The sequence below is a fragment of the Dokdonella ginsengisoli genome (assembly GCF_042652785.1).
GTDB classification, from domain to species: Bacteria; Pseudomonadota; Gammaproteobacteria; order Xanthomonadales; family Rhodanobacteraceae; genus Dokdonella_A; species Dokdonella_A ginsengisoli.
Window position 1 is genome coordinate 266,992 of the sequence record NZ_JBHSHD010000008.1, and the last position, 26,053, is coordinate 293,044.

Here is a 26,053-nt window from a genome sequence, read left to right on the forward strand (position 1 = left end):
GCAAAGAAGGAATTGTCGCAGAGCATGCCGGCCAAAACACCCCGCCGCCGGATTCGCCCGGCGCGCGGTATGCCGCGCGTTCAGCGCTCGATCGCCACGCGCGGCGCGCCGAGGCCGAGCTGTTCGATGCGCGCGGTCATCGCGTCGGCGGCGTCGACGTCGGCCAGCGGACCGACGCGCACGCGGTGCACGGTGCGCCCGTCGATCGTCGCCGACTGGATGCCGACGCGGTCGAGGCCGGCGCGCGTCGCGTTCGCGGCGGCGCGCTCGGCGTTCGCGCGGTCGCCGAACGCGCCGATCTGCAGATAGATGCGCGGCGCGTCGTCCGCGGCCGTCTCCTCGGCGCGCGCGGCGAGCGGTCGCGCCGGCGCGACCGAAGCGATGCGGGTCGGCGGCAGCGCATCCGGACGCTCCGGATCGATCGCGCGCACCTCGACCACGCCGGTGCCCTTCGGCCACACGCCGATCTTGACCGCGGCCGCGTAGGAGAGGTCGATCAGGCGGTTCTCGTGGAACGGGCCGCGGTCGTTGACGCGCACCACCACGCTCTTGCCGTTGTCGAGATTGGTCACGCGCACGTAGCTGGGCAGCGGCAGCGTCTTGTGCGCGGCGCTGAACGCGTACATGTCGTACGGCTCGAACGAGGAGGTCATGTAGCCGTGGAACTTGTTGCCGTACCACGAGGCGATGCCGCGCTCGCTGTAGCCGCGTGCGTCCGGCAGCAGGCGGTAGGTGCGGCCGAGCACGCTGTAGGTCTCGCGGTTGCCGTAGCGCGAGCGCGGCTCGGCCTTGGGCACCGGTTCGGGAATCTTGCTGACGTCGATCGCCGGCGCGTCGGGACCGCCGTCCTGGTTCTTGTGGTAGCGCTCGGACTGCGGCCGCGAGGTCTCCGCCGACGGCCGCTCGCCGCGCTGCACGGACGCCGGCGCACGCGCCTCGTCGCGGCGCGGCTTGTGCCCGGCGCAGGCGACCAGGGCGAGGCCCAGCAGCGCGACGACGAGCGCGCGCAGCCGGTTCACGACGACGGGTTTTCCGCCACGCCGGCCGCGATCTCCTGCGCCAGCTGCCACACCGCCATCGAGTACAGCGGGCTGCGGTTGTAGCGCGTGATCACGTAGAAGTTCTTGAAGGTCAGCCAGAACTCGGGGCCGCGCTCGCCCTCCAGCTTGAGCAGGGTCGACGGCGTTTCCGCCTCGACGCGCTCGAGCGGCGCGTAACCCCACGCCTCCAGCTGTTGCAGCGTGTACGCCGGCTCGGAATTGGCCGGCGCCAGCGCCTGCGCGTCGCCGGCCGGTTGCGCGCGCACGGTCACCGGCTGGTCCTTCTGCCAGCCGTGCGCGGCGAAGTAGTTGGCCACGCTGGCGGTAATGTCGGGCAGCGAATTCCACAGGTCGATGCTGCCGTCGCCGTCCTCGTCCTTCGCCCACTGCGCGATGCTGGTCGGCATGAACTGGCCCCAGCCCATCGCGCCGGCGTACGAGCCCTTCAGCTCGTCGATCGGGTAGGCCAGGTGCTGGTCGCCGAGCAGGAACAGCTGCTTCAGCTCGCCGCGGAAGAACTTCGCGCGCGGCGGATAGTTGAACGCCAGCGTCGACAGCGCGTCGAGCACGCGGTACTTGCCGGTGATCTTGCCGTAGCTGGTCTCCACGCCGATGATCGCGACGATGACCTCGGGCGGCACGCCGTACTCGCCGCCGACGCGCTCGAGCAGCTCGCGGTTGGCGCGGTAGAACGCGACGCCGTCGACGACGCGCTTGTCGGTGACGAAGATCGGGCGGTAGTCCTTCCACTCGCGCGTCTTTTCGGCCGGGCGCGCGATCGCGTCGAGGATCGACTGCTGCGTCTTCGCACCGGACAGGGTCGCCAGCACGGCGGCCTCGTCGGGGCCGCCCTCCTTGGCGACCTCGGCGGCGAACGCACGCTGCTCGGCGGTGGCGTCGATCGGGCGCGGCGCAACGGATGCGGCCGACGCCGCCGCGTGGCCGAAGAGGGCCAGCGAGCCGATAAGGACGAGACGGGTTCGGATCAACGGAAAACGTTCAGGGGCTTGCACGCGGGCTACTCTACCATCGCCGATGCCGTTTTCGCGCTCCGCCGGGGGCGGATCGTACGCGTGCCGTCGGCATTCTCCGACGCGGTTTTCCGCGCTCGACCGACGCGATTTGCCGATCGCGCCCATCGGCGCACGCGCTCCCTCCGCGGCACCCTGCGAAGGTCCGCCGGATGCGCGACGCAGGCGGACGTCCCGTCCCTGCCAAGGAGAGCCGATCATGACGTTCCGCCAGCCGAACCTGCCGTCCGCCGTGCTGTTCGCCGCCGCCCTCGCCTCGAACCTCGCCGCCGCCCAGACCGTGCCCAACTACGGCGACGTCTACGGCTACTTCACCGACGATGCGCAGTACGAGTCCTGGTACACGCTGACCACGCAGCTGCGCCGCGGCTTCGACGACGTCTGCGGCGACACCTTCTGCGAGGGCGACTACGCCAATATCCAGTCGCTCGGTTATCGCTGCTCGATCGAGCAGTCCAGCGGCACGATCGGCCGCTGCCTCTGGCTGTTCGCCGGCAGCTACGAGGACATCGACCCGGCCACCGGACATTTCACCGTGACGAAAGGGTTCTGGCGCTGCCGCACGCCGCTGGCGCCGGGCACCACGATCGACGCCCTGCTCGCCGCGCTGGCCGGAGACGATCCGCTGCACGCGCCGCTGCCGGGCTCGTCGGCGACGATCTACGACGGCCTCGTCGACTGCCTGTGACGCCGGTCCGCCCGCGGGCGCCGTGGCGCGTCCGCGGGCCTCGGCGCGTGCCGGCCGTCAGCCGCGCGCGATCGGCGTCTTGCGGTGCGCGTGGATCGACATCAGCACGCCGAAGCCGGCCAGCAGCGACACGGCCGAGGTACCGCCGTAGCTGATCAGCGGCAACGGCACGCCGACCACCGGCAGCACGCCGGTGATCATGCCGCCGTTGACCACGACATAGACGAACAGCGACATGCTGATCGCGCCGGCCAGCAGGCGCGAGTAGGTGTCCTTCGCCTCGGCCGCGATCCACAGGCTGCGCGCGATGATGAACACGTACAGGGCGAGCAACAGCAGCACGCCGACCAGACCCCATTCCTCGGCGAATACCGAGAAGACGAAGTCGGTGGTGTGCTCGGGCAGGAATTCCAGCCGCGACTGCGTGCCCTGGTGCCAGCCTTTGCCCCACAGGCCGCCCGAGCCGACCGCGATCTTCGACTGGATGATGTGCCAGCCGTTGCCGAGCGGGTCGGCTTCGGGATCGAGCAGGGTCAGCACGCGGTTGCGCTGGTAGTCGTGCAGGAAGTGCCAGCCGACCGGCACCGCCGCGGCGAACGCCGCCAGCAGCATGCCGATGCGCCACCAGGCCAGGCCGGAGAGGAACACGCCGAACGCGCCGCTGGCGGCGATCAGCAGCGCGGTGCCGAGATCGGGCTGCTCGGCGACGAGGCCGCCGGGGATCGCGATCAGCACGCCGACGACGAACAGCGTCGACCAGTTCGGCGGCAGCGGCCGGCCGTGCAGGTACCACGCGACCATCATCGGCATCGTCAGCTTCAGCATCTCCGACGGCTGGAAGCGCACGAACTTCAGGTCCAGCCAGCGATGCGCGCCGCGGCCCTCGCCGAGCACGGCGACCGCCACCAGCAGCAGCACGCTGCCGGCGTACAGCCACGGCGTCCAGTTGCGCAGCAGCTGCGGCGGAACGCGCGCGATGGCGAACATGAACGTGAGGCCGAGCGCGAAGCGCATCGCCTGCGAGACGACCACGCCGCGGTCGAGGTCGCCGGCGCTGTACAGCGTCGTCAGCCCGATCCCCATCAGCAGCAGCAGCGAGCCGAACAGCGGCAGGTCGATGCGCGGCTTGCGCCAGAGCGCACCGAGCCGGTAGCGCAGCTGCGCGACCGCCTCGTCGATCACGGCGCGGCCTGCGCGGGTTGCCGCAAATCCGCCGTCGTGGCGGATTTGCGCGCCGGCGAGTCCGGCGCAGGTCCGGATTCGACCGACGTAGCGGCGGCGCCCAGGCGCGACTGCTGCTCCTGGTCGCCGGGCAGCCAGGCGTCGAGGATCTTGCGCGCGATCGGCGCCGCGTCCGACGCGCCGCTGCGGCCGGCCTCGAGCGCGACGATGACCGCGATGCGCGGCTCCTCCGCCGGCGTGAAGCATTCGAACAGCACCTGGTGGCGCTCGATCGGGCTGGCGCTGATGCTGGTCCAGGTCTCGTCGGTGCGCGAGAAGCGCTCGGCGGTGCCGGTCTTGCCGGCGATCACGTACGGAAACCCCTCGCCGAGGCCGCGCGCGGTTCCGCTGGCGACCACGCCGATCATGCCGTCCAGCACGGCGCGCCAGTCGGCCGGGTTGTGGATGACGCTCGGCAGCGGCCGCGCCTTGTCGACCATCTCCAGCGGGCGGTCGATGCCGCTGACGACCGCGCGCAGCAGGTGCGGCACGTGCGGCACGCCGCGGTTGGCCAACGTGGCGAGCGCGTTGGCCAGCTGCAGCGGCGTGACCACCCAGTAGCCCTGGCCGATGCCGGCGATCACCGTCTCGCCGGGGAACCATGGCTGCTTGTAGCGCCCGCGCTTCCACTCGCGCGAGGGCAGCACGCCGCCGCCCTCGCCGACCAGGTCGATTCCGGTCGGCCTGCCGAAGCCGAACTTGCCCAGGTACCCGCTGAAGCGGTCGATGCCCATATCCAGCGCGAGCGAATAGAAATACGTGTTGACCGAACGCGAGATGGCCTGCTGCAGGTCGACGCGGCCGAAGCCGCCGCGCACGTCGTCGCGGTAGGCGCGCGACTGGCCGGGGATGAAGAACTCGCCGGTCGACAGCACCGTGTCGCTGGGCTTGCGCAGGCCGAGCTCCAGGCCGGCCAGCGCGACGAACGGCTTCATCGTCGATCCGGGCGTGTAGTTGCCGCGCAGCAGGCGGTTGAGCAGCGGCTTGTTCGGCGCTTCGAGCAGCGCCGCGTAGTCCGCCCTGGAAATGCCGTTGACGAACAGGTTCGGGTCGTAGCTCGGCACGCCGACCATCGCCAGGATCTCGCCGTTGCGCGGATCGATCGCCACGGCGGCGCCGGCGCGGCCGCCGAACGCGGCCTCGGTGGCTTCCTGCAGGTGCGCGTCGATGGTCAGGTACAGGTTCTCGCCCGGCTTGGGCGCCACGCGCGCCAGCGGCTCGCCGATCGGACGGTGGTCGGCGTTGACCTCGATCTTCTCGTAGCCGGGTTCGCCGTGCAGGCGGTCCTCGTAGAAGCGTTCGATGCCGGTCTTGCCGACGTGGGTGGTGCCGGCGTAGTCGTCCTTGTCCAGCCGCGCGAGGTCGTCGTTGTCGATGCGGCCGACGTAGCCGACGGTGTGCGCGAATTCCGCGCCGAGCGGGTAGGAGCGCGTCAGGTACGGCACGACCTCGACGCCGGGAAAAGCCCAGCGGTTGATCGAGAACCGGGCGATCTCCTCCTCCGACAGCTTCAGCCGCAGCGGCACGCCCTGGTAGGAGCGCTTGCCCTTGCGCAGCACGTTGAAGCGCGCGACGTCGTCCTCGCCGATCGGCACGATCCTGCCGAGCGTCTCGAACAGGCGCGGCAGGTCGCCGGCCTGCTCCGGCGTCACCTCGAGGCGGAACGCGGCGACGTTCTCGGCCAGCAGCAGACCGTTGCGGTCGTAGATCAGGCCGCGCGCCGGCGCCAGCGGGCGCGTCAGCACGCGGTTGGCGTCCGAGCGTGTGCTGAACTCCTCATGGCGCACGATCTGCAGGAAATGGAACCGCGCCGCCAGCGCCGCCAGGCACAGCACGATGATCAGGAAGCCGGCCAGCGCGCGGCGCCGGAACAGCGCGTACTCGTGCCGGTTTTCCTTGATCGGCTTGAACGAGGTCGGCACGGGATCGGCCTATCGCGCCGCGGCGACCCGCGCCGGCAGCGACGGCTGCGCAGGCGGGGCGGGAGCGAGGGAACGGATGGCGGCGGCCACGGTGCGGGCTCCTATTCGCCGCCGCGCAGGCGCAGGCGCAGGTCGTCCAGCAGCAGGAACACGAGCGGCCACATCAGCATCCCGGTCGCCGGTGCGATCCAGAACGTCGACGACGGCATCGCCTCGCCGGAGAAACCGCGCACCATCAAGGTGACGATGCGGTCGTTCAGCAGCAGCGCGAGCACCGCCAGCGCCTGCTGCCACATCGGGAAGAAGCGCAGGCGCGCGCGGAAGCGCAGCACGATGAAGGCGAGCACGACCAGGCGCAGCGCCTGCTCGCCGAGCAGCTCGCCGGTCAGCACGTCGCCGGCGAGGCCGAACAGGAACGCAAAGCCCAGGCCGACCCGCTCGGGCAGCTCGATCGCCCAGTAGATCAGCACGATGCCGACCCAGTACGGCTTGAGCGGCAGCAGCAGCTGCGGCAGCGGCATCATCTGCAGCAGGAAGGCGGCGACGAGGCTGCCGAAGAACAGCCAGCCCTGGCCGCGCAGGCGCGTCATGGCGTGGTCTCCTCGGGCGGAACCGGGTCGGGAGCCGGAGCCGGAGCCGGCGCGGTCTCGGTCGCGGCCGGCGCAGGGCCGGACAGCTCGGCCGGCGGACCGACTTCTTCCTGTGGCGTCGGCGGCGGCCCGTAGGGTTGCGGCTGGTCGTGCAGCAGCAGCACCTCGCCGCTGCGATCCAGCGCCGCCGCGGGCCGCGCGACGGCGGCGGCGAACATGCCGCTCTGGTCGTTGCTGACCGAGCGCACCTCGCCGACCGGGAAGCCGGCCGGGAAACGCCCGCCCAGCCCCGAGGTCAGCAGCCGGTCGCCGACCTTCACGTCGGCGCTGATCGGCACGTTGGGCAGTTCCAGGCGGTCGATCGCGCCGCTGCCGTAGGCGATCGTGCGCACGCCGCTGCGCTCGACCACCACCGGAATCGCATGGGTCGGATCGGTGATCAGCATCGCCACCGAGGTGTTGGGCAGCACCTCGACGATCTGCCCCATGATGCCGTGCGCGTCGATCACCGGCTGGCCGATCTCCACACCCTGGTTGGTGCCGGTGTCGAGCATGATGCGGTGGCGGAATGGATCGAGGTCGACGTCGACCAGCCGCGCGAACTGCACCGACAGGCCGAGGTTCTTCTGCGCGTCGAGCAGCGCCTTGAGGCGCGCGTTCTGCGCGATCACGGTGTCGAGCCGGTTCAGGCGGGCCTGCGCGAGCAGCAGGGCCTCGCGCAGCTGGCGGTTCTCGCCCGCGAGCTGGTCCTGCGTGACGACCGCGGTGCGCGTGGCGCGCGCCACATCGGCCGGGAACGCGGCGAGGCGGTAGATGGGTTCGACCACCGCGCTGCCGGTGCGCCGCAGCAGCTCGAGATAGCTGCCGCGATGGTCGAGCACCATCAGCATGACCGCCAGCGCCAGATAGACGATCAGCTTGAGCGTGCTGACGGCGCCTTCGGCGAACAGCGTGGCGTTGTCGGGTCGGGCGATCGCCATTTAGGCCGGGAACGGAGAATCGAGGATCGGGAATCGTAGAAGCGGAAAATCGGCAGCCACCAGCGCGGGAAAACGGTGCACGGCGGCTCTCGAAGCGAATGGGGAAAACAACGCGAGAATATCGCCGTTCCGGCGCAAGCGTCCGGCTTCGCCGATTCCCCTATTCCCGACTCCCGATTCCCCGCCTCACTCCGGCGCGAAGAAATCGCTGCCGTGCTGGTCGATCAGTTCGAGCGCGCGGCCGCCGCCGCGGGCGACGCAGGTCAGCGGATCATCGGCGACGTGCACGTGCAGCCCGGTTTCCTCCGAGATCAGCCGGTCGATGTCGCGCAGCAGCGCGCCGCCGCCGGTCAGGATGATGCCGCGCTCGTAGACGTCCGAACACAGTTCCGGCGGCGTCTGCTCGAGCGCGCCGCGCACCGAGCTGACGATGCCCGACAGCGGCTCGTGCAGCGCCTCGAGGATCTCGTTGGAATTGACCGTGAAGTTGCGCGGCACGCCCTCGGCGAGGTTGCGCCCGGACACCTCGATTTCCTTGACCTCCGACTGCGGGAACGCGCAGCCGACCTCGAACTTGATGCGCTCGGCGGTGGACTCGCCGATCAGGGTGCCGTGGTTGCGGCGCACGTAGTTGATGATCGCCTCGTCGAAGCGGTCGCCGCCGATGCGCACCGACTGCGAGTAGACGATGCCGTTGAGCGAGATCACCGCGACCTCGGACGTGCCGCCACCGATGTCGAGCACCATCGAGCCGCGCGCCTCGTGCACCGGGATGCCGGCGCCGATCGCCGCGGCCATCGGTTCCTCGATCAGGTACACGTCGCGCGCGCCGGCCGATTCGGCCGACTCCTTGATCGCGCGGCGCTCCACCTGGGTCGAGCCGCAGGGCACGCAGACCAGCACGCGCGGGCTCGGCCGGAACATGCGCGCCTTGTGCACCTTCTTGATGAACTGCTTGAGCATCTCCTCGGTCATCGTGAAGTCGGCGATGACGCCGTCCTTCATCGGGCGGACCGTGTTGATCGCCGCCGGCGTGCGTCCGAGCATGCGCTTGGCGTCACCACCGACCGCCGCCACCGAGCGCGGTCCGCCCGGTCCGCGGTCCTGGCGGATCGCGACGACCGAGGGTTCGTTCAGCACGATGCCCTGGCCGCGCACGTAGATCAGCGTGTTGGCGGTACCGAGGTCGATCGAGAGATCGTTGGAAAAGAGTCCGCGTAGACCTTTGAACATGAGCGCGGCGCCAGCCTTTTGAGTGCGAGAGAAAAGCGCGCGAGTTTAGACAGCCGCGGCCGGCCGGGCAAGGTCGGCGAAGTTAAAAAACCCTTGCCCGACGCGGATTTCCGACGCACGCCGGCGTATCGAAGCGGCCCCGCGGCGGGCCGCGCCGGGCCCGGATTCGCCCGCGGTCCGCCTCCTCGCGGCCACATCGGCCTGCGCCGCTTTCGCGCCGCCTGCGCGAGCGCACCACCGCGGCGATCCTGCGCCCGCCGCGCGGGCAAGGCGCCGGATCCGCGCAAGGCGGCGGCGCGTCGGGTAGACTTCGGCGGTTTGGCGCCGCGCAAGGCGCGCCGCGCGTTCCCGCTCCCTTTTTCGGAATCGTCGATGTCCGCACTGATCTGTGGTTCGCTCGCCTACGACACCATCATGGTGTTTCCGGACCAGTTCAAGAAACACATCCTGCCCGACCAGGTGCACATCCTGAACGTCTCGTTCCTGGTGCCGCGCATGCGCCGCGAATTCGGCGGCTGCGCCGGCAACATCGCCTACAACCTGAAGCTGCTCGGCGACGATCCGATTCCGTTCGCCGCGGTCGGCCAGGATTTCGGGCCGTATCGCGAGCACATGAAGCAGTGCGGCATCCGCCTCGACCACGTCAGCGTGTTCGAGGACCTGTTCACGCCGCAGTGCTTCATCACCACCGACCTGGACAACAACCAGATCACCGCCTTCCATCCGGGCGCGATGCTCAATTCGCACGAGCACCACGTGCGCGACGTCGACGGCGTGAGCTTCGGCATCGTCGCGCCGGACAGCCGCGACGGCATGCTGCAGCACGCGCGCGAGTTCGCCGAGAGCGGCGTGCCTTTCATCTTCGATCCGGGCCAGGCCATGCCGCTGTTCGACGGCGCGGAGTTCCGCGCCTTCATCGAGCAGGCCGACTACGCCATCGTCAACGACTACGAGTCGCAGCTGCTGCAGCAGCGCACCGGCTGGAGCGCGAGCGAGATCGCGCAGCGCGTGAAGGCCTACGTCGTGACCCAGGGCCCGAAGGGCTCGACGGTCTACACCGGCGGCACGACCATCGCGATTCCGCCCGCGCAGGAGCGCCGCATCGTCGATCCGACCGGCTGCGGCGACGCCTACCGCGCCGGCCTGATCTTCGGCCTGATGCGCGAGATGGACTGGCCGACCACCGGCCGCATTGCCTCGCTGATGGGCACGCTGAAGATCGAGCACCCCGGCACGCAGAACCAGCGCTTCAGCTACGACGAGTTCGCCGACCAGTTCAAGCAGCAGTTCGGCTACGCGCTGGCCTGAGGCCGGCGCCGCAACCAGGATTCCGAGGAGTTCGCCGATGTCCGCTTCGTCCCGCTTCGCACGCGTCCTCGCCGGCCTCGCGCTCGGCGCCGCCGTCCAGGCCTGTACGGCGAAGACGCCGGCGGTCGAGATCAAGGGCCGCACCTTCAGCATCGAGATCGCCGAGGACGACGCCTCGCGCGCCCACGGCCTGATGGGACGCGACAGCATGCCGACCGACCACGGCATGCTGTTCGTGTTCCAGGACGACGCGCCGCGCGCGTTCTGGATGAAGAACTGCAAGTTCCCGCAGGACATGCTGTTCTTCGACGCCGAGCGCCGCCTGATCAGCGTGCAGCGCAACGTGCCGCCGTGCCTCTCCGATCCGTGCCCGGCGTATTCCAGCGGCGCGCCGGCGCGCTACGTGCTCGAACTCAACGCCGGACAGGCGGATGCGATCGGCGTGCATCCGGGCGACGAGCTGACGATTCGTCGCTGACGGGACCGAAATCCAGCCAGCCGTCCTGTCCGAGGGTGAACCCCTCGCGCAGGCCGTGCACGCAGATCAGGCCGTGACGGTACGGCACCGGAACGACGTCGCGGTCGACGTGACCTTCCTCGATGGGAATGAAGACGCGCATGGCGGCTCCTGTGGTTGACTGCGTACAGTCAAACAAACGCGGGTGCCGCGGGCGTGACGGAAAGAGGACGAATTGTGGCGGCGGGAAAGCCGCCGCGAACGGCCGGCACGCGTGGATCGCCGATCGCTCACGCGCTGCGCGATGCCGTCGTATTCGATGGATGCCCGCGGTCGCGGGCATGACGTCCGCGTGGGAACGAGGCCGTCCGGCCGCGCCGCCGGCCTCAGATCTCGACCATCTCGAAATCGGACTTGGTCACGCCGCAGTCCGGGCAGGTCCAGGTCTCGGGCACGTCTTCCCAGCGCGTGCCCGGCTCGATGCCGTCCGCCGGCCAGCCCTCGGCCTCGTTGTAGATGAAGCCGCAGACGACGCACATGAAGGTGCGGAAGGGAGCGTCGGCACGGGCAACGGATTCGGACATGCGGCGGAATGATTCTGCGGGCGGAAGCCGCGTATTCTCCCAGCTTGTCCCCGCGCGCGAAAGCCGATGACCCAGACCCCGTTTCCGCCGCTGCGCGGCCTGTACGCGATCACCGACGGCCCGCGCGCGGACGTGGTCGAGGCCAGCGCCGCGGCGCTGGCCGGCGGCGCACGCCTGCTGCAGTACCGCGACAAGACCCATGATGCGGCACGCCGCGCGGACGAGGCGCGCGCCCTGCAGGCGCTGTGCGCCGCGCACGGCGTGCCGCTGATCGTCAACGACGACGTCGAACTCGCCGCCGCGGTCGGCGCGGCCGGCGTGCACCTGGGCGAGGACGACCTCGCCGTCCATGCGGCGCGCGCGCGGCTCGGCGCGCACGCGATCGTCGGCGTGTCCTGCTACGACTCGATCGAGCGCGCGCGCCGGCTCGCCGCGGCCGGCGCCGACTATCTTGCCTTCGGCGCGTTCTTCCCGTCGCCGACCAAGCCGCAGGCGCGCCGCGCGACGACCGGCCTGCTGCGCGCGGCGAAGCCGCTCGGCCTGCCGCTGGTCGCGATCGGCGGCATCACGCCGGACAACGCCGCGCCGCTGGTCGACGCCGGCGCCGACTGCCTCGCGGTGATCTCGGCCCTGTTCGGCGCGGCGGACGTGTGCGCGAGCGCGCAGCGCTTCGCGGCGCTGTTCGAGGCATCCGGTTCTTAGGAGCGGCAAGAAGGATTTCTCGCAGAGGCGCGGAGAACGCAAGAGAAAGACAGAAGAGGAAAAAGCATCAATTCTTCCTCTGCGTTCTCTGCGCCTCTGCGAGAGACGCTCTTTTGAAAGACGCTTTTTGCCGCACTCCGCCTCCGGAAACGGACTTGGCCCGTGTAGCATTCGAACTTCGATGAACCCTTACCGAGCGCCTCTCCGCGAGGGAGCGGCTCGATGCCGAGACGCCCATGACGACCAACCACGAGCTTTTCCAGCGCGCGCTCGCGCGCATTCCCGGCGGCGTGAATTCGCCGGTGCGCGCCTTCAAGTCCGTCGGCGGCGAGCCGTTCTTCACCGCACGCGCCGACGGCGCCTTCCTGTGGGACGTCGAGGACAAGCGCTACATCGACTACGTCGGCTCGTGGGGCCCGATGGTGGTCGGCCACAACCATCCGCACGTGCGCGCGGCGGTCGAGCGCGCGATCCAGAACGGCCTCTCGTTCGGCACGCCGTGCCCGGCGGAAGTGACGATGGCCGAGACGATCGCCGAGCTGGTGCCGTCGATGGAAGTCGTGCGCATGGTCAACTCCGGCACCGAGGCGACGATGTCGGCGATCCGTCTCGCGCGCGGCGCGACCGGGCGCACGCGCATCGTCAAGTTCGAAGGCTGCTACCACGGCCATGGCGACGCGTTCCTGGTCAAGGCCGGGTCCGGCGCGCTGACCTTCGGCACGCCGACCTCACCCGGCGTTCCCGATGCGCTGGCCGACCTGACCCTGACCCTGCCCTACAACGACCTCGAAGCGGCGCAGAAGCTGTTCGCCGAGGCCGGCGACACCATCGCCGCGCTGATCATCGAGCCGGTGGCCGGCAACATGAACTGCATTCTGCCGCGACCGGGCTACCTCGCCGCGCTGCGCGAGCTGTGCACGCGCCACGGCGCGCTGCTGATCTTCGACGAAGTCATGACCGGCTTCCGCGTCGCGCTCGGCGGCGCGCAGGCGCTGTACGGCATCACGCCGGACCTGACCACCTTCGGCAAGATCATCGGTGGCGGCATGCCGGTCGGCGCCTACGGCGGACGCCGCGACCTGATGCAGCAGGTCGCGCCGGCCGGCCCGATCTACCAGGCCGGTACGCTCAGCGGCAATCCGGTCGCGATGGCCGCGGGCCTGGCGATGCTGGACCTGATCCGCGTGCCGGGTTTCCACGACGAACTCGACCGCCGCACGCGCCTGCTGACCGATACGCTGCAGGCCGCCGCCGACGAGGCCGGCGTGCCGCTCAGCATCAACCGCGTCTGCGGCATGTTCGGGCTGTTCTTCACGTCCGGCACGGTGGAAACCTACGCGCAGGCGACCGCCTGCGACGTCGCCGCGTTCAACCGCTTCTTCCAGGCCATGCTGCAAGCCGGCGTCTACCTGGCGCCGTCGGCGTTCGAGGCCGGCTTCGTCTCGATCGCACACACCGAGCAGGTCATCGCCGACACGTACCAGGCCGCGCGCGCCGCGTTCGTGCAAGCAGCCGCGCGCTGAACGCGCGCGGCGGCGAAGAAATCGTCGCCGCCTAGTTCGCGGCAACGGGCCTGTCGTCCTGCCGGTAGACGCGGCCGCCCTTCATCACGAAGACGACCTTGCGCATCGTCGCGATGTCCTGCAGCGGATCGCCGGGCACCGCGACGACGTCGGCGAACTTGCCGGCCTCGAGCGTGCCGAGGTCGGCGGATTTCTTCAGCAGCTCCGCCGCGTGCGTGGTCGCCGCCTGCAGCGCATAGGCCGGCGGCATGCCCGCTTCGACCATGTAGACGAACTCGCGCGCGTTCTCGCCGTGCGGGCAGGCGCCCTCGTCGCTGCCGAAGGCCACCTTCACGCCGGCCTTGTAGGCGCGGCCGGCGCCCGCCTGCATCAGGTTGCCGAACGTGCGCATCCTCGCCGCCTCCTGCGGCGATTCGCTGCCCCACTCGTCCGCGTTCTCGGCGACGATCTTGCCGACGCAGATCGTCGGCACGAACCAGGTGCCGTGCAGCTTCATCAGCTCGGCGCTGGCTGCGTCGATGAAGGTGCCGTGCTCGATCGAATCGACGCCGCCGAGCACCGCGCGGCGAATGCTCTCCGGATCGTGCGCGTGCGCGCCGACGGTGAGGCCGTATTCGCGGGCGGTGTCGGCGACGGCCTTGATCTCGGCCAGGGTCATGTGCGGGATGGCGCCGCCGGGCTGATCCTCGAACAAGCTGCTGGAGGCCATGATCTTGATCGTGTCGACGCCGTCCTTGTAGTGCTGGCGCACCGCCTTCATCGCTTCGTCCGGGCCATTGGCGATGCCGTTGTTCGGACCGAGGTCGCGCTGCAGGTCGGCGCGCAGCCCGACACTCCAGTCGGCGTGACCGCCGGTGCTGCCGATCGGACGTCCGGCGGTGAAGATGCGCGGGCCGGGCACGATGCCGGCGTCGACCGCGTTGCGCAGCGCGACGGTCTCGTTGTTGATGTCGCTCATGTCGCGCACGGTGGTGAATCCCGCCTGCAGCGTGCGCTGCGCATGGACGACGGAACGCACGGCGAAGTCGGCGAGGTTCCAGCGCAGCGGGTCGGCGTCGGTGGTCAGTGAAAGATGCGTATGCGCATCGATCAGGCCCGGCAGGCAGGTCGCGTCGCCGAGGTCGATCGCCGTCGCGCCGGGCACTTCGATCCGCCCCGGCTTGATCTCGCGGATGCGCTCGCCCTGCACCACCACCGTGGCGGCGCCGAGCCGCTGGCCGGCCTTGGCGTCGAACCAGTGGCCGCAGTGCAGGGCCAGCGCCGCAGCGCCCGGCGCCGGTGCCGGGTCCGGCGCGGTGGCTGCCATCGCCGGGACCGCGGTCGCAGCCGCAACCATCAGCACGGCGGCGCCTGCCCAACGGCAGCGACGTCTCCGGATCGTGCTCAGCACCATCGCGCCCGTCACCATCGCGCTCGTCACCATCGCGCCCGTCACCATCGCGCTCATCGACATCGCGCTCATCGACGCACCCCTCCCTCCGGCGCTCGGAGGAGCGCTGCGGACAGCAATCTCCCCGATCGCCCGGCCCGCAGCCAGGCCCATTGGTCAGCCCTCGCCGGCCTCGCGCTCCCATCGCGCCGCACACGTGCGGCCGGCCGCACGCGGACGCGCTTGCGTGCGCGTACCCGCGTCGCCGGAACGGCGCGCCGGCATCGATCGAAAAAAATGACGCAAAGCGGCCCGGTTGGGTGATTTCCCGGACGAGGGCGATCGTCGCCCGACCCACTCGACCCGGAGCATCGCCGTGAACACCGATACCAATGTCCTTTCGCCCAACCCCGGCGTCGCCGCCAACGTCGACATCGACACGCTCGACGTGTCGGACAAGTGGAAGCGCTACTTCAAGGGCATGCAGAAGTACGGCGGCGTGCAGGCGCCGCTGCTGAAGTCGCTGCCGCCGGATCGGCGCAAGGCCGCGCTCAAGGAGATGGCACCGCCGATCTCGAGCTTCGCGCTGGCCTTCGTGTTCGGCTTCTTCTACTACCTCGTCAAGGGCATGTGGAAGAAGGGCCTGGTGCTGCTCGCGTTCGTGCTGGTCGTCGTCATCACCGTGAGTTTCCTGCTGTACCTGGTCGGCGGCGAAACGCTGGCCAACGCGACGCGCTTCCTCGGCGGCGCGATCTTCGGGATCATGGCGCCGCGCGACTTCTACGCGTTCAAGGTCGACGGCGACGACGGCTGGATGCCGGTGCGGCCGTTCTGAGCATCGCGGCCGGAACCTCGCCATGAACGCTTCTTCCGCCGCGCCGGAGCCGATCGCCGCATCGGCTCCGGTCGCCCGCCCCCGCTATCCCGGCGTCGTTTCCGGCTGGCTGATCGCCGATCTGCTCCTGTGCGTCTTCAACGCCGGGCTGGCGCTGCTCGGACTTTCGCTGCTGCTGGACGGCGACCCGGGACCCCTGCCGCTGTCGACCGCCCTGGCCGAGACCGCCATCCACGCCGGCATCGCGGCGTTCGGCATTCCCGGCAACGCCCTGCTGCTGCGCTATCGCCCGGGTGGCGCGATGCTCGCGAAGATCGCGCTGCTGTTCGTCGGCGCCGGCGTCGCCGTGTCGCTGTACGAGCTTCCGCTGCGCCTGGCCGACCCCGAAGCGACCTGCCCGCCGGAGACCATGGTTGCCGGGGCCGTCGTCGGGCTGTTCTGCCGGATCACACTCAATCTCGTCTACTTCGGCATGCTGCGGCGCGCAGCGCGCTTCCTCGACCGTCTGCCCTCGCCTGCGCGCTGAGGATCGCCGTCACCGGCGGCGCGCGGCCGCCTCGACGAGGCGCTTCACGTGCGGATCGACCAGCGGCGATTCGCGCAGGAACTTCGCGTTCTCGGCGATCAGCGCAGCGGAGTCGGCGCCGCCTTGCTGGCGCCGGCACAGGCCGAGGATGAATCGCGCATAGGCCAGGCGCCATTGCGTCACCGGCGCCAGCGTCGGCTCCCGGTTGTGCGCGATCACCGTTTCGACGTCCGTCGAAGCGGCGCAGCGTCCCTCCAGCGCATCGAACTGCGCCAGCAGGTAGCGCACGGTCGCGATCATCCGCTCGTTCGACGCCTGATCGAGGCTGACCAGTCCGTCCAGCGCCTCGCGCGCGTGGCGGCGCGCGGCGTCGAGATCGCCGAGATCGCGCTCGTCCTCGGCCAGCTCGGCCTTCAGCAGCTGCACGTCGAAGCTGCTCCGGTCGCCGTTGCGCTCGAGCACCTCCAGCGCCTGGCGGTGGTAGGTGCGCGCGCCTTCCGCGTCGCCCTTGTACTGGCGGATGTTGCCGAGCAGTTCCAGCACGTCGTTGGTGCTCTTCGAGCCGATGCGTTCGAACGAGGCCAGCACCGAGCGCGCGATCTTCTCCGCCTCGTCGTATTCGCCGTTGGCCAGGCGCAGGCGCGCCAGGTTCTGCGTCGTGACGATCGCGCGATAGCTGTCCTCGCCGCCGTGCGCGACGGCGTAGCGCCGGACGCGCTCGCCCAGTTCGATCGCCGCGCCGATCTGCCCCTGCGCCAGCTTCGACGCCGCCAGCGCCACTTCCGCCTGCGCGGTGGTCTCGCTGTCCTCGCCGTAGTGGCTGCGCGAGGTCGCCAGCACCTGTTCGAGGATCGCATCCGCCTCGGCGTAGGCGGGCTTGCGCACCAGCGCGCGCGCCAGCCAGTTGGCGCTTTCCAGGTAACGCGGATGCACGTCGCCGTAGATCGCGCGATTGGCGTCGACCACCTCGCGCAGGATCGCCACCGCGTCGTCGTTCCTGCCGGCGCCGCCGAGCAGGTTGGCCAGCTCCACGCGGATCAGGTCCACGTCCGTGGACGGCCCGAACGCCGAGCGCTCGCGGATCGCGATCGCCTGCTGCAGGCGTTCGATCGCCTCGCCGCGCCGGCCGCGGGCCTCCTCGAGGCCGGCGAACTGGTGCAGCGCTTCGGCCAGCTCCGGCTCCGCCGGCGCGCCGAGTTCGCGCAGGCGCTCGATCGAGCGGCGGAAGTTCGCTTCCGATTCGTCGAGGCGGCCCAGGCGCTTGTGCAAGGTGGCCAGCTGATAGACGGCGACCGCAGTCAGCTGCGCGGATTCGGGCGAGGCGTGCGAATCGCGCTGCGCGATCGGTTCGAGCATCGCCAACGCCGCGTCGTACGGTCCGTCGCCGCGTCCGATCGCGCTGGCGTAGCCGGTCGCCAGCGTGACCGCCAGCGGCGACTCCTTGCCGAGCGCGGCCACGGCGATCTCGTAGCCGCGCTGCAGGAGCGCGGCTGCCTTGCCGTACTCGCCGAGGCCGACGTAGGTGCGACCGAGCGCCTCGAACAGCTGCGCCTGCATTTCCGGCTGCGGCTTCAGGTCGGTTTCGGCGCGACGCACGCCGATGTCGACCAGCTCCAGCGCCGTGGGCGTCTTGCCGAGCGTGACTTCCGGATTGGCCGAGTCGAACACGCCGATGAGGAAATCGCGCACCGCGCCGGCCGCCTTCGCCTGCGCCTCCGCGCGCGCCGCCTCGGCTTCGGCGCGGTCGCGCTGCCGGTGCGCCTCGTGCGCCTGCCACAGCGTGCCGGCCATGCCGGCGAGCAGCGACAGCACGATCAGCACGACCACCGCGACGGCGATGCGATGACGGTGCAGGTAGCGGCGCAGCCGGTCGAACGCGTCCGGCGCGCGCGCCAGGATCGGGCGGCGCTCGACCGCGGCCTCGACGTCGCCCAGCAGCGCCTCGACCGTGCCGTAGCGGGCGGACGCCTCCTTCGACAGCGCCTTCAGCGCGATCGCGTCGAGATCGGCGAACAGGTGCGCCGGCGCACCGCGGCGCGCCGCGGCATCGGCCAGTCCGCTCGGCGCGCGCGGCGTGTCGAGGCGGATCCTTTCCACCATCGCGGCCAGCGACAGGCCGCGCAGGGCCAGCGGCGGGCACCCGCACAGCAGGAAGTACAGCAGCCCGCCGAGCGCGTAGACGTCCGAGCGCACGCTCGCCGTGCTGGCGACGATCAGCTCGGGCGCGGCGAATTCCGGGGTCAGCGCCAGCTGCGTCGCCGGCGCGGCATCGGACTCGTCCGCCAGCGCCTGCGCGATGCCGAAGTCGAGCAGGTGCGCCCGCGCGTCGGCGTCGACGAGCACGTTGGCCGGCTTGATGTCGCGATGCACGACCAGCCGCTCGTGCGCGTAGGCGACCGCCGCGGCGACCTGGCGGAACAGGTCGAGCCGCGCGGACAGCGCGGGCCGTGCCTGCTCGAGCCAGGCGTCCAGCGGCGCGCCGTCGATGTACTCGGTGACCAGGTACGGATGGCCGTCGGCGAGCGCGCCGGCGTCGAGCAGGCGCACGATGCCCGGATGCTGCAGGCCGGCGAGCACGCGCCGTTCGGATTCGATGTGGCGCGCGAGCAGCGGGCGGTCGTCGCGGATGAACTTGATCGCGACCTGCTTGGCGAACAGGCCGTCGGCGCGCTCGCCCAGCCAGACCTCGCCCATGCCTCCGCGGCCGAGCAGGCGCAGCACGCGCCAGCTGCCGACGATCTTGCCGTCGTGGCCGATCGGATCGGACACCGCCGGCGGCACCAGGTAGCCGGTGGAGCGTTCGATGCCGGCCAGCCAGCCGCGCAGCGCGGCGGCGTCCCCGGCGCTGCTGCGCGCGAGTTCCTCGACGAAGGCGTCGCGTTCGTGTTCGGGCAGGTCGAGCAGGCGGTCGAGCAGCGCCTCGCGGCGCTGCCAGTCGTCGGGCGAGGACTCCATCAGGAATCCGGATGCAGGCGCTCGTACAGCCAGCCGCGCGCCTTCAGCCAGTCGCGCCGCACCGTGCTGCGGTCCAGGTCGAGCACCTCGCCGGTCTCCTCCTCGCTGAGGCCGGCGAAGTAGCGCAGCTGCACGACCTGGGCCAGGCGCGGGCGCACCTGCTCCAGCCGTCCGAGCGCGTCGTTGAGTTCGAGGATGCGGTTGGCCTCGGCGAGGTCGGCGTCGAACGCCTCGGCCTCGCCGAGGGTTTCGTGCACGGCGCCGCCGCCGCGCTTCTGCGCGACGCGGTCGCGCGCGTGGTTGATGACGATATTGCGCATCGCGCGCGCGGCGATGGCGAGAAAGTGGCTGCGCTCTATGCGGCCGAACAGCTCCGGCGACGCGGCGAACTTCAGGTACGCCTCGTTGACCAGCGCGGTGGTCGACAGCGTCTCGCCGGCCTTGCCGCGCCGGCGCTGGCGATGGGCGATCCGGCGCAGCTCGTCCTGCAGGCCGGTCATCAGCGCCGACAGGTCCAGGTCGCGCTCCTCGACGAGGCTCTCCAGCTGCAGGCCGATTTCGGTTTCGTATTCGCTTTCCTGCCGCAGTTCCATGCCCCATCCGCATGACGACGCCGACTCCGGCGAAGGGTAGCAGCGTCGGGCGCGCCGCCGCTCGTCCTCCGTTCCGGCGCGCCGGCCGCCGGTGTTCAGGCGCCGGCGAAGTCGTCGAGCGCCGCGGCGAGGCGGCGCAGGCCGTCGGCCAGTTCGGCGTCGGTGATCGTCAGCGGCGGCACGAAGCGCAGCACGTCGGGCCCGGCCTGCAGCAGCAGCAGTCCATGCGCGGCCGCGCGATCGAGGATGTCGCCGGCGCGTCCCTTGTGCTCATCCGCCAGCACCGCGCCGATCATCAGCCCGCGCCCGCGCACCTGCGCGAACAGGCCGCGTCCGCGCTCGAGCGCGGCGAGCCCGTCGCGCAGCGCCTGCGCCTGCCGCGCGACGTTCGCCGCAACGGCCGGCGAGGCCAGCTTGCGCAAGGCGACGCGGGCGACCGCGGCGGCCATCGGATTGCCGCCGAAGGTGGTGCCGTGCGCGCCGAACTGCATGACTTCGGCGACCTTCGGTCCCGCCAGCATCGCGCCGATCGGAAAACCGCAGCCGAGCGCCTTGGCCAGGGTGACGATGTCCGGCACGACGCCGTCCTGCGCATGCGCGAACAGCGTGCCGGTGCGGCCCATGCCGCACTGGATCTCGTCGAGCGCCAGCAGCGCGCCGTGCGCGTCGCACAGCTCGCGCGCGCGGGCGAGAAAGCCCGGCGCCGCCGGCGTCACGCCGCCCTCGCCCTGCACCGGTTCGACCAGCACGGCGGCGACGTCGCCGGGTGCGAACGCCTGCGCCAGCGCGTCGGCGTCGTTGAAGTCGACGTAGCGGAATCCCGCCGGCAGCGGTTCGTAGCCTTCCTGGTACTTCGGCTGCGCGGTCGCGGTGACGGTCGCCAAGGTGCGCCCGTGGAAGGAGCCGCGGAACGTCACGATCACGCGCCGCTCCGGCGCACGCCCGTTCGCCGCGGCCCACTTGCGCACCAGCTTGATCGCCGCCTCGTTCGCCTCGGCGCCGGAGTTGCACAGGAACGCGCGCTCGGCGAAGCCGGCGGCCTCGACCAGCTCCGCCGCCAGCCGCAGCGGCGGCTCGGTGTAGAACACGTTGCTCGCGTGCCACAGCTTGCCGGCCTGCGCGGTCAGCGCGGCGAGCAGGTCCGCATCGGCGTGGCCGAGCGCGTTGACGGCGATGCCGGCGCCGAAATCGACGTAGTCGCGGCCGTCCAGATCCCACACGCGTGCGCCTTCGCCGCGGTCGAGCACGATCGCGCGCGGGCGGTACACCGGCAGCCAGTAGCGCGAGCCGAGGGCGAGCAGGTCGGAAGTGGTCTTGCCTTCGTCCATGTCCGCGCTCACCACACCCCGGTATTGGGCATCGACGCCCACGGTTCCGCCGGCGGCAGGCGCTCGCCCTTCTGCAGCAGCTCGACCGAGATCAGGTCCGGCGAGCGCACGAAGGCCATGTGGCCGTCGCGCGGCGGGCGGTGGATCGTGATGCCCAGCGACTGCAGGTGCGCGCAGGCGGCGTAGATGTCGTCGACCTCGAAGGCGAGATGGCCGAAGTTGCGCGCGCTGCCGTAGTCCTCGGGCGGCGTGCCGTCGGCGGCCGGCCAGTTGTAGGTCAGCTCGACCTCGGCGTCGGGTGAAGCGTCGGCGCTGAGGAAGATCAGCGTGAAGCGTCCGGCCTCGCTCTCCTTGCGGCGCCGCTCGCGCAGGCCGAGGCCGTCGCAGAAGAAGCGCAGGGTGGCGTCGACGTCGCGGACGCGGATCATCGTGTGCAGGTACTTCATCGTCTCGCTCTCCGATCGGTGCTGCGGCCGCGCCGGCAGGCGGCGCCTGCCGGCCGGCCCCGGGCAAGACCGCCATTTTCCCCGACGGCGGTGCCGCGGCGATACCCGGCCGACATGGCGCGGAGCCGGCCGGGATTGTTTTGCGAATAGGAATTACTCTCATTTGCGTTTATGATGGAGAACTCCTTTTCGCGAACCCGACGCGCCAGGTATCCGCATGCGCCGCCCGCTCCATCCGTCGCGACGCGGCGCAGGAATTCGCGCGAACCGGGCCCTCGCGGCTCGCCGCCACGCCGTGTCCGGCGTCCGGCTCCCCGCTTCCTCCACTTCATGACCTTCCCGTCGCACGCCATGAATCCACGTTCCCGCCGGACCCGCTCCGCTCCGATCTCGCGCCTGCGCGCGCAGCCGCGCCATCTGCTCGCGCTCGCGCTCGCCGCCGCCCTGCCTGCCGCGCGCGCCGCCGATGCGGACGAAACGCCGCTGCAGAAGGAACCCGTGCAGCTGGAGGGAGTGGTCGCCACCGCGCACGACGCTCCCTACACGGTGGACAGCAGCACGGCGGCGACGAAACTGTCGCTGTCGCTGCGCGAGACGCCGCAGTCGGTGACCATCGTCACGCGCGAGCGTCTGGACGACCAGAACCTGAACTCGCTGCGCGAGGTGCTCGACAACGTCACCGGCATCTACTCCGACGCCTACGACAGCGAGCGCGTGCTGTTCTTCTCGCGCGGCTTTCCGGTCGACGGCCTGATGGTCGACGGCGTTCCGGCACTGCCGAACTTCAACACCGGCGCGATCGACGAGACCATCGACACGACGCCCTACGAGCGCATCGAGATCGTGCGCGGCGCGACCGGCCTGATGAACGGCGCGGGCAGCCCCGGCGCGTCGGTCAACCTGGTGCGCAAGCACGCCGACGCGACGACGCCGCGCGTCGGCGTCGACCTCAGCGTGGGCTCGTGGAGCAACCGGCGCGGCGAAGTCGACGTCTCGGTTCCGCTGAACGCTTCGGGCAGCGTGCGCGGACGCGCGATCGCCGTCTACGAGGACCGCGAGTCGTACCAGGCGCTCTACCACAAGAAGACCACGGTGCTGTACGGCATCCTCGACGCGGACCTGTCGCCGACGACGACGCTGTCGTTCGGCTTCGACTACCAGGACAACCAGCCGCGCGGAAACACCTGGGGCTCGTTCCCGCTGTTCCTCGCCGACGGCACGCCGGCCGACTGGCCGCGCTCGGTCACCACCGCGACCGACTGGACGTTCTGGGACCGCCGCACGCAGACCGTGTTCGGCGAGCTGCATCACGCCTTCGACAACGACTGGCAGCTGCGCGCGGTGGCGAACTGGCGCCGCTACGAGGAGGATCTGGCGCTGTTCTACATGTACGGATTCCCCGACCCGGTCACCGGCGAAGGGCTGGAACCGTACGCCAACCGCAGCAAGGGCGACATCGTCGAGCGCGCGCTCGACGTCTACGCCAGCGGTCCGTTCGACCTGTTCGGCCGGCGCCACGAGCTGGTGCTCGGCTACAACGGCTCGCGCTCGACCAACACCGGCAAGGAATACGCGGTAATCGGCCCGCTCGCCGATCCGGGCAACTTCTTCGACTGGGACGGCTCCTATCCCAATCCCGGCTTCCAGACGCAGGGCGAGCGCCTCACCGACATCCGCACGCGCCAGAACGGCGCCTACGCGGCGGCGCGCCTGTCGCTGGCCGACCCGCTGAAGCTGATCGCCGGCGCGCGCTATGCGACGTGGAAGACCGATTCGTTCTATCTCTACGACGATCCGCACGAATCGCGCTACGACTACCGCCAGACCATTCCCTATGCCGGCCTGATCTACGACCTCGGCCACGGCTTCTCCGCGTTCGCCAGCTACACCGGCATCTTCAAGCCGCAGAACAACCGCGATGCCGGCGGCCACTGGCTCGACCCGGTCGAGGGCCGCAGTGTCGAACTGGGCATCAAGGGCGAGCATTTCGACGGCGGCCTGAACACCGCGCTGACCCTGTTCGAGACGCGCCAGGACAACGTCGCCGCGCCGGTGTTCGATCCGGAAACCGGCGAGCCGGTGCGGCTGCCCGACGGCGCGCAGGTTTCGCGCGCGATCGACGGCGCGCGCACGCGCGGCTTCGAGATCGAAGCCGTCGGCCGGCTCGGCGAGGAATGGAACGTCTCGCTCGGCTGGTCGCGCCAGCTCACGCGCGACGCCGACGACCAGCCGGTGCGCACCTTCATTCCGGCCACGCTGGTGCGCCTGTTCGCGACCTGGAAGCCGGCGCGGTTCGAACGGCTCACGCTCGGCGCCGGCGTCAACTGGCAGTCGCGCAGCCGCACCTTCGTCAGCTCGCCCGACGGCGGCACCACGCTGCAGCAGGGCAGCCTCGCGCTGGCGACCGTGATGGCGCGCTACCAGATCTCCCCGCAGGTGTCGGTGCAGCTCAACGCCAGCAACGTGTTCGACCGCAAGTACTACGTGCTCGACGAATACGACAACACCTACTACGGCGCTCCGGCGAGCTGCACGCTGAGCCTGCGCGTCGCGTTCTGACTGAAGGCGCAGCGAACCCGTGCGTCAGCCGCGCTGGAAGCGCGGAATGTGCTGCGCGAGCCGCGCCAGGCGCTGCACGGGATCGGGCAGCTGCAGCAGTTCCTGGCGCTCGGGCAGGGTCAGCGGCAGCGCCTCGGCGAGGCGGAAGCCGACCCAGCTCGCGTCGTCGTAGCTGGCGCGGTCCGAACGCGCGAACGGACCGCCCGAGCTCTCGTGCAGGCGTTCGAGGATCGTCGCCAGCAGGCCGTGCTCGGGCGGCACCGGCAGCAGCGGCTCGTCGTCGAGGAAGCGCACCTCGCCGTGCACCAGGCCGTTGTCGCGCACGCGCGTGCTGGTCACCTGGAAGCGGCCGTAGCCCTCCGCGCCGATGCCGAGCAGGCCGTCCGGCAGCGTGTAGAAATCGGTAATGCGCGCATACGTGCCGACCGCGGCCGGTACGGCCGGCTCGCCGGCCTCGCGTCCGTCGAGGATCAGGCAGACGCCGAACCCGGAATTGCCGCGCGTGCAGTCGCGCACGAGGTCGATGTAGCGCGGCTCGAAGATGCGCAGGTTCAGCAACCCGCCCGGGAACAGCACCGCGGAAAGCGGAAACAGCGGGATGTCGACGGGACTCACGCCAAGAGTCTATGCATTTGCCGTCCGCAATGCAGCGAAGAATTTGCGCGGCGCGCCTTCAAATCCGCCGTTGGACATGAACACCACGTGGTCGCCGGGACGTGCCTGCGCGAGCAGGTCGGCGAGCAGGTTCTCAACGCTGGCGGCGGCGCGGCCGCGGCCGGCCAGCGCATCGACGACTCTGGCGGCGTCCCACGGCAGCTCGGGGCGTTGCAGGAACACTACCGCGTCGGCGTCGCGCAGCGACGGTGCGAGCTCGTCCGCGTGCGCGCCCATGCGCATCGAGTTGGAGCGCGGCTCCATGCCGACGAGGATGCGCGCGGCGCCGACCTTGGCGCGCAGGCCGGCCAGCGTGGTGGCGATCGCAGTCGGGTGGTGCGCGAAATCGTCGTAGACGCGTACGCCGGCGTGTTCGCCGATCCGCTCCATGCGCCGTGCGACGTTGCGGAAGTCCGCCAGCGCCGGCAGCGCCTGCGCGGCGTCGACACCGGCCGCCTGTGCGGCGGCCAGCGCGGCGAGCGCGTTCATGACGTTGTGGCGGCCGGTCAGCTCCCAGCGCGCCTCGCCCAGTTCGCGTCCGCGATGCGAAACGACGAAGGCGCTGCCGTCCGCCGCGACGAGGCGCGCGCGCCAGTCGCCGGCATCGAGGCCGAAGGTTTCCACCGGCGTCCAGCAGCCCATCGCCAGCACCTCGGCCAGGCGCGCGTCCTCGGCGTTGACGATCAGCCGGCCGTTGCCGGGCACCGTGCGCACCAGATGGTGGAACTGGCGCTGGATCGCGGCGACGTCGGGAAAGATGTCGGCGTGGTCGTATTCGAGATTGTTGAGGATCGCGATCGACGGCCGGTAGTGCACGAACTTGGAGCGCTTGTCGAAGAACGCGGTGTCGTATTCGTCGGCTTCGATGACGAAATCCGCCGCAGGCGGATTTCGTCGGGAATCGGGAATGGGGAATCGGGAATCGGAAGAGAGGGCTTCGGCTTCGGCTTCGGCTTCGGCTTCGGCTTCGGCTTCGGCTTCGGCTTCGGCTTCGGCTTCCCCATTCCCCATTCCCAATTCCCTATTCCCGCTTCTTGCCGACACCCCGAAATTCGCCGGCACGCCGCCGACCAGGAAGCCCGGCGCGCGGCCCGCCGATTCGAGGATCCAGGCCAGCAGCGAGGTCGTCGTGGTCTTGCCGTGGGTGCCGGCGACGGCCAGCACGCGGCGGCGCGCGAGCAGGGTTTCGCCGAGCCATTGCGGGCCGGACACGTACGGCAGGCGCTTGTCGAGCACGTGCTCGATCGCCGCGTTGCCGCGCGACAGCGCGTTGCCGACGACGACGAGGTCCGGCGCGCGCGCCGGATCGCCGCCGCCGAGATGCTCGGCGCTGTAGCCCTGCTTGAGCACGATGCCCAGGTGCTCCAGCTGGGTGCTCATCGGCGGATACACGTTCGCATCCGAGCCTTCGACCTCGTGGCCGAGTTCGCGCGCGAGCGCGGCGATGCCGCCCATGAAGGTGCCGCAGATGCCGAGGATGTGCAGTTTCATCGCTTGGGAATTCCGTTC

Annotated in this window: 23 protein-coding genes; 8 read left to right on the forward strand and 15 right to left on the reverse strand. The window is 70.6% G+C overall.

The window, feature by feature from the left end; translation table 11 throughout:
• Positions 1–80: 80 nt before the first annotated feature.
• Positions 81–1,019: a septal ring lytic transglycosylase RlpA family protein gene (locus ACFO6Q_RS11520; RefSeq protein ID WP_380021128.1), complete on the reverse strand. Its 939-nt coding sequence runs from the start codon at positions 1,017–1,019 to the stop codon at positions 81–83.
• Positions 1,016–2,029 carry a lytic murein transglycosylase B gene (mltB, locus tag ACFO6Q_RS11525; protein WP_380021130.1) on the reverse strand — a complete coding sequence of 338 codons (1,014 nt, stop codon included), beginning with the start codon at positions 2,027–2,029 and terminating at the stop codon, positions 1,016–1,018. Before mltB ends, ACFO6Q_RS11520 begins: the two co-directional genes overlap by 4 nt.
• A 241-nt stretch (positions 2,030–2,270) precedes the next feature.
• Between mltB and ACFO6Q_RS11530 the strand changes: the two genes are divergently transcribed.
• Positions 2,271–2,759, forward strand: a complete 489-nt coding sequence (locus tag ACFO6Q_RS11530; protein ID WP_380021132.1) for a hypothetical protein — start codon at positions 2,271–2,273, stop codon at positions 2,757–2,759.
• A 57-nt stretch (positions 2,760–2,816) separates the two neighbouring features.
• Here the strand turns inward: ACFO6Q_RS11530 and rodA are convergent, their stop codons facing one another.
• From rodA to ACFO6Q_RS11555, 5 genes are all read right to left on the reverse strand, one after another.
• Complete coding sequence (gene rodA / locus ACFO6Q_RS11535) at positions 2,817–3,941, reverse strand: rod shape-determining protein RodA (RefSeq protein ID WP_380021134.1); 1,125 nt, start codon at positions 3,939–3,941, stop codon at positions 2,817–2,819.
• On the reverse strand, positions 3,938–5,902 hold the full coding sequence (mrdA, locus tag ACFO6Q_RS11540; RefSeq protein ID WP_380021136.1) for a penicillin-binding protein 2: 1,965 nt from the start codon (positions 5,900–5,902) through the stop codon (positions 3,938–3,940). The genes rodA and mrdA overlap by 4 nt, the downstream gene beginning before the upstream one ends.
• 101 nt (positions 5,903–6,003) lie before the next feature.
• The gene (gene mreD / locus ACFO6Q_RS11545) at positions 6,004–6,492 is read right to left on the reverse strand and encodes a rod shape-determining protein MreD (RefSeq protein ID WP_380021138.1); all 489 of its coding nucleotides are present in this window, start codon (positions 6,490–6,492) and stop codon (positions 6,004–6,006) included.
• Entirely contained in the window at positions 6,489–7,472 is a 984-nt protein-coding gene (mreC, locus tag ACFO6Q_RS11550; RefSeq protein WP_380021140.1) for a rod shape-determining protein MreC, read from the reverse strand. Before mreC ends, mreD begins: the two co-directional genes overlap by 4 nt.
• Before the next feature lie 186 nt (positions 7,473–7,658).
• Positions 7,659–8,705 carry a rod shape-determining protein gene (locus ACFO6Q_RS11555; RefSeq protein ID WP_380021142.1) on the reverse strand — a complete coding sequence of 349 codons (1,047 nt, stop codon included), beginning with the start codon at positions 8,703–8,705 and terminating at the stop codon, positions 7,659–7,661.
• A gap of 372 nt (positions 8,706–9,077) precedes the next feature.
• Between ACFO6Q_RS11555 and ACFO6Q_RS11560 the strand changes: the two genes are divergently transcribed.
• Entirely contained in the window at positions 9,078–10,013 is a 936-nt protein-coding gene (locus tag ACFO6Q_RS11560) for a carbohydrate kinase family protein (RefSeq protein ID WP_380021144.1), read from the forward strand.
• 37 nt (positions 10,014–10,050) lie between these two features.
• The gene (locus tag ACFO6Q_RS11565; protein WP_380021146.1) at positions 10,051–10,491 is read left to right on the forward strand and encodes a DUF192 domain-containing protein; all 441 of its coding nucleotides are present in this window, start codon (positions 10,051–10,053) and stop codon (positions 10,489–10,491) included.
• Between the two features lie 365 nt (positions 10,492–10,856).
• On the opposite strand, the gene ACFO6Q_RS11570 is transcribed toward ACFO6Q_RS11565, so the two are convergent.
• Positions 10,857–11,054, reverse strand: a complete 198-nt coding sequence (locus ACFO6Q_RS11570) for a rubredoxin (RefSeq protein ID WP_380021148.1) — start codon at positions 11,052–11,054, stop codon at positions 10,857–10,859.
• Positions 11,055–11,120: 66 nt separating this feature from the next.
• Between ACFO6Q_RS11570 and thiE the strand changes: the two genes are divergently transcribed.
• The gene (gene thiE / locus ACFO6Q_RS11575; RefSeq protein WP_380021150.1) at positions 11,121–11,756 is read left to right on the forward strand and encodes a thiamine phosphate synthase; all 636 of its coding nucleotides are present in this window, start codon (positions 11,121–11,123) and stop codon (positions 11,754–11,756) included.
• 236 nt (positions 11,757–11,992) lie between these two features.
• The gene (gene hemL, locus ACFO6Q_RS11580; protein WP_380021152.1) at positions 11,993–13,279 is read left to right on the forward strand and encodes a glutamate-1-semialdehyde 2,1-aminomutase; all 1,287 of its coding nucleotides are present in this window, start codon (positions 11,993–11,995) and stop codon (positions 13,277–13,279) included.
• A 31-nt stretch (positions 13,280–13,310) separates the two neighbouring features.
• Here the strand turns inward: hemL and ACFO6Q_RS11585 are convergent, their stop codons facing one another.
• Positions 13,311–14,741, reverse strand: coding sequence for a metal-dependent hydrolase family protein (locus tag ACFO6Q_RS11585; RefSeq protein WP_380021154.1), 1,431 nt, complete (start codon positions 14,739–14,741; stop codon positions 13,311–13,313).
• A 283-nt stretch (positions 14,742–15,024) separates the two neighbouring features.
• Here ACFO6Q_RS11585 and ACFO6Q_RS11590 point away from each other — a divergent pair, with 283 nt between their 5' ends.
• Together ACFO6Q_RS11590 and ACFO6Q_RS11595 are read left to right on the forward strand one after the other, a co-directional pair.
• Entirely contained in the window at positions 15,025–15,483 is a 459-nt protein-coding gene (locus ACFO6Q_RS11590; RefSeq protein ID WP_380021156.1) for a DUF2628 domain-containing protein, read from the forward strand.
• A gap of 22 nt (positions 15,484–15,505) precedes the next feature.
• The gene (locus tag ACFO6Q_RS11595; RefSeq protein WP_380021157.1) at positions 15,506–16,009 is read left to right on the forward strand and encodes a hypothetical protein; all 504 of its coding nucleotides are present in this window, start codon (positions 15,506–15,508) and stop codon (positions 16,007–16,009) included.
• Between the two features lie 9 nt (positions 16,010–16,018).
• On the opposite strand, the gene ACFO6Q_RS11600 is transcribed toward ACFO6Q_RS11595, so the two are convergent.
• The 4 genes from ACFO6Q_RS11600 to ACFO6Q_RS11615 all read right to left on the reverse strand — a co-directional run bounded on the left by ACFO6Q_RS11600 (position 16,019) and on the right by ACFO6Q_RS11615 (position 21,331).
• Positions 16,019–18,964 (reverse strand): serine/threonine-protein kinase, encoded by a 2,946-nt coding sequence (locus ACFO6Q_RS11600; protein ID WP_380021159.1) that lies wholly within the window; start codon positions 18,962–18,964, stop codon positions 16,019–16,021.
• Positions 18,964–19,557 carry an ECF-type sigma factor gene (locus tag ACFO6Q_RS11605; RefSeq protein WP_380021161.1) on the reverse strand — a complete coding sequence of 198 codons (594 nt, stop codon included), beginning with the start codon at positions 19,555–19,557 and terminating at the stop codon, positions 18,964–18,966. Before ACFO6Q_RS11605 ends, ACFO6Q_RS11600 begins: the two co-directional genes overlap by 1 nt.
• A gap of 95 nt (positions 19,558–19,652) precedes the next feature.
• Positions 19,653–20,885: an acetylornithine/succinylornithine family transaminase gene (locus ACFO6Q_RS11610; RefSeq protein ID WP_380021162.1), complete on the reverse strand. Its 1,233-nt coding sequence runs from the start codon at positions 20,883–20,885 to the stop codon at positions 19,653–19,655.
• An 8-nt stretch (positions 20,886–20,893) separates the two neighbouring features.
• Positions 20,894–21,331, reverse strand: a complete 438-nt coding sequence (locus tag ACFO6Q_RS11615) for a VOC family protein (RefSeq protein ID WP_380021164.1) — start codon at positions 21,329–21,331, stop codon at positions 20,894–20,896.
• Between the two features lie 351 nt (positions 21,332–21,682).
• Between ACFO6Q_RS11615 and ACFO6Q_RS11620 the strand changes: the two genes are divergently transcribed.
• Positions 21,683–23,890 carry a TonB-dependent siderophore receptor gene (locus tag ACFO6Q_RS11620; RefSeq protein ID WP_380021166.1) on the forward strand — a complete coding sequence of 736 codons (2,208 nt, stop codon included), beginning with the start codon at positions 21,683–21,685 and terminating at the stop codon, positions 23,888–23,890.
• Positions 23,891–23,914: 24 nt separating this feature from the next.
• Here ACFO6Q_RS11620 and ACFO6Q_RS11625 read toward each other — a convergent pair whose 3' ends face one another.
• Both ACFO6Q_RS11625 and mpl read right to left on the reverse strand, forming a co-directional pair.
• Entirely contained in the window at positions 23,915–24,505 is a 591-nt protein-coding gene (locus tag ACFO6Q_RS11625; RefSeq protein ID WP_380021168.1) for an LON peptidase substrate-binding domain-containing protein, read from the reverse strand.
• A gap of 9 nt (positions 24,506–24,514) precedes the next feature.
• The gene (mpl, locus tag ACFO6Q_RS11630) at positions 24,515–26,035 is read right to left on the reverse strand and encodes a UDP-N-acetylmuramate:L-alanyl-gamma-D-glutamyl-meso-diaminopimelate ligase (RefSeq protein WP_380021170.1); all 1,521 of its coding nucleotides are present in this window, start codon (positions 26,033–26,035) and stop codon (positions 24,515–24,517) included.
• Positions 26,036–26,053 lie beyond the last annotated feature (18 nt).

Bases quoted from the DNA above. Each gene is read 5' to 3' on its own strand.
- ACFO6Q_RS11530 (WP_380021132.1), top strand. From the start codon at position 2,271: ATGACGTTCCGCCAGCCGAACCTGCCGTCCGCCGTGCTGTTCGCCGCC.
- mreD (WP_380021138.1), bottom strand. From the start codon at position 6,492: ATGACGCGCCTGCGCGGCCAGGGCTGGCTGTTCTTCGGCAGCCTCGTC.
- mreC (WP_380021140.1), bottom strand. From the start codon at position 7,472: ATGGCGATCGCCCGACCCGACAACGCCACGCTGTTCGCCGAAGGCGCC.
- ACFO6Q_RS11555 (WP_380021142.1), bottom strand. From the start codon at position 8,705: ATGTTCAAAGGTCTACGCGGACTCTTTTCCAACGATCTCTCGATCGAC.
- ACFO6Q_RS11560 (WP_380021144.1), top strand. From the start codon at position 9,078: ATGTCCGCACTGATCTGTGGTTCGCTCGCCTACGACACCATCATGGTG.
- ACFO6Q_RS11565 (WP_380021146.1), top strand. From the start codon at position 10,051: ATGTCCGCTTCGTCCCGCTTCGCACGCGTCCTCGCCGGCCTCGCGCTC.
- ACFO6Q_RS11570 (WP_380021148.1), bottom strand. From the start codon at position 11,054: ATGTCCGAATCCGTTGCCCGTGCCGACGCTCCCTTCCGCACCTTCATG.
- thiE (WP_380021150.1), top strand. From the start codon at position 11,121: ATGACCCAGACCCCGTTTCCGCCGCTGCGCGGCCTGTACGCGATCACC.
- hemL (WP_380021152.1), top strand. From the start codon at position 11,993: ATGACGACCAACCACGAGCTTTTCCAGCGCGCGCTCGCGCGCATTCCC.
- ACFO6Q_RS11585 (WP_380021154.1), bottom strand. From the start codon at position 14,741: ATGAGCGCGATGTCGATGAGCGCGATGGTGACGGGCGCGATGGTGACG.
- ACFO6Q_RS11595 (WP_380021157.1), top strand. From the start codon at position 15,506: ATGAACGCTTCTTCCGCCGCGCCGGAGCCGATCGCCGCATCGGCTCCG.
- ACFO6Q_RS11600 (WP_380021159.1), bottom strand. From the start codon at position 18,964: ATGGAGTCCTCGCCCGACGACTGGCAGCGCCGCGAGGCGCTGCTCGAC.
- ACFO6Q_RS11605 (WP_380021161.1), bottom strand. From the start codon at position 19,557: ATGGAACTGCGGCAGGAAAGCGAATACGAAACCGAAATCGGCCTGCAG.
- ACFO6Q_RS11610 (WP_380021162.1), bottom strand. From the start codon at position 20,885: ATGGACGAAGGCAAGACCACTTCCGACCTGCTCGCCCTCGGCTCGCGC.
- ACFO6Q_RS11615 (WP_380021164.1), bottom strand. From the start codon at position 21,331: ATGAAGTACCTGCACACGATGATCCGCGTCCGCGACGTCGACGCCACC.
- ACFO6Q_RS11620 (WP_380021166.1), top strand. From the start codon at position 21,683: ATGAATCCACGTTCCCGCCGGACCCGCTCCGCTCCGATCTCGCGCCTG.
- mpl (WP_380021170.1), bottom strand. From the start codon at position 26,035: ATGAAACTGCACATCCTCGGCATCTGCGGCACCTTCATGGGCGGCATC.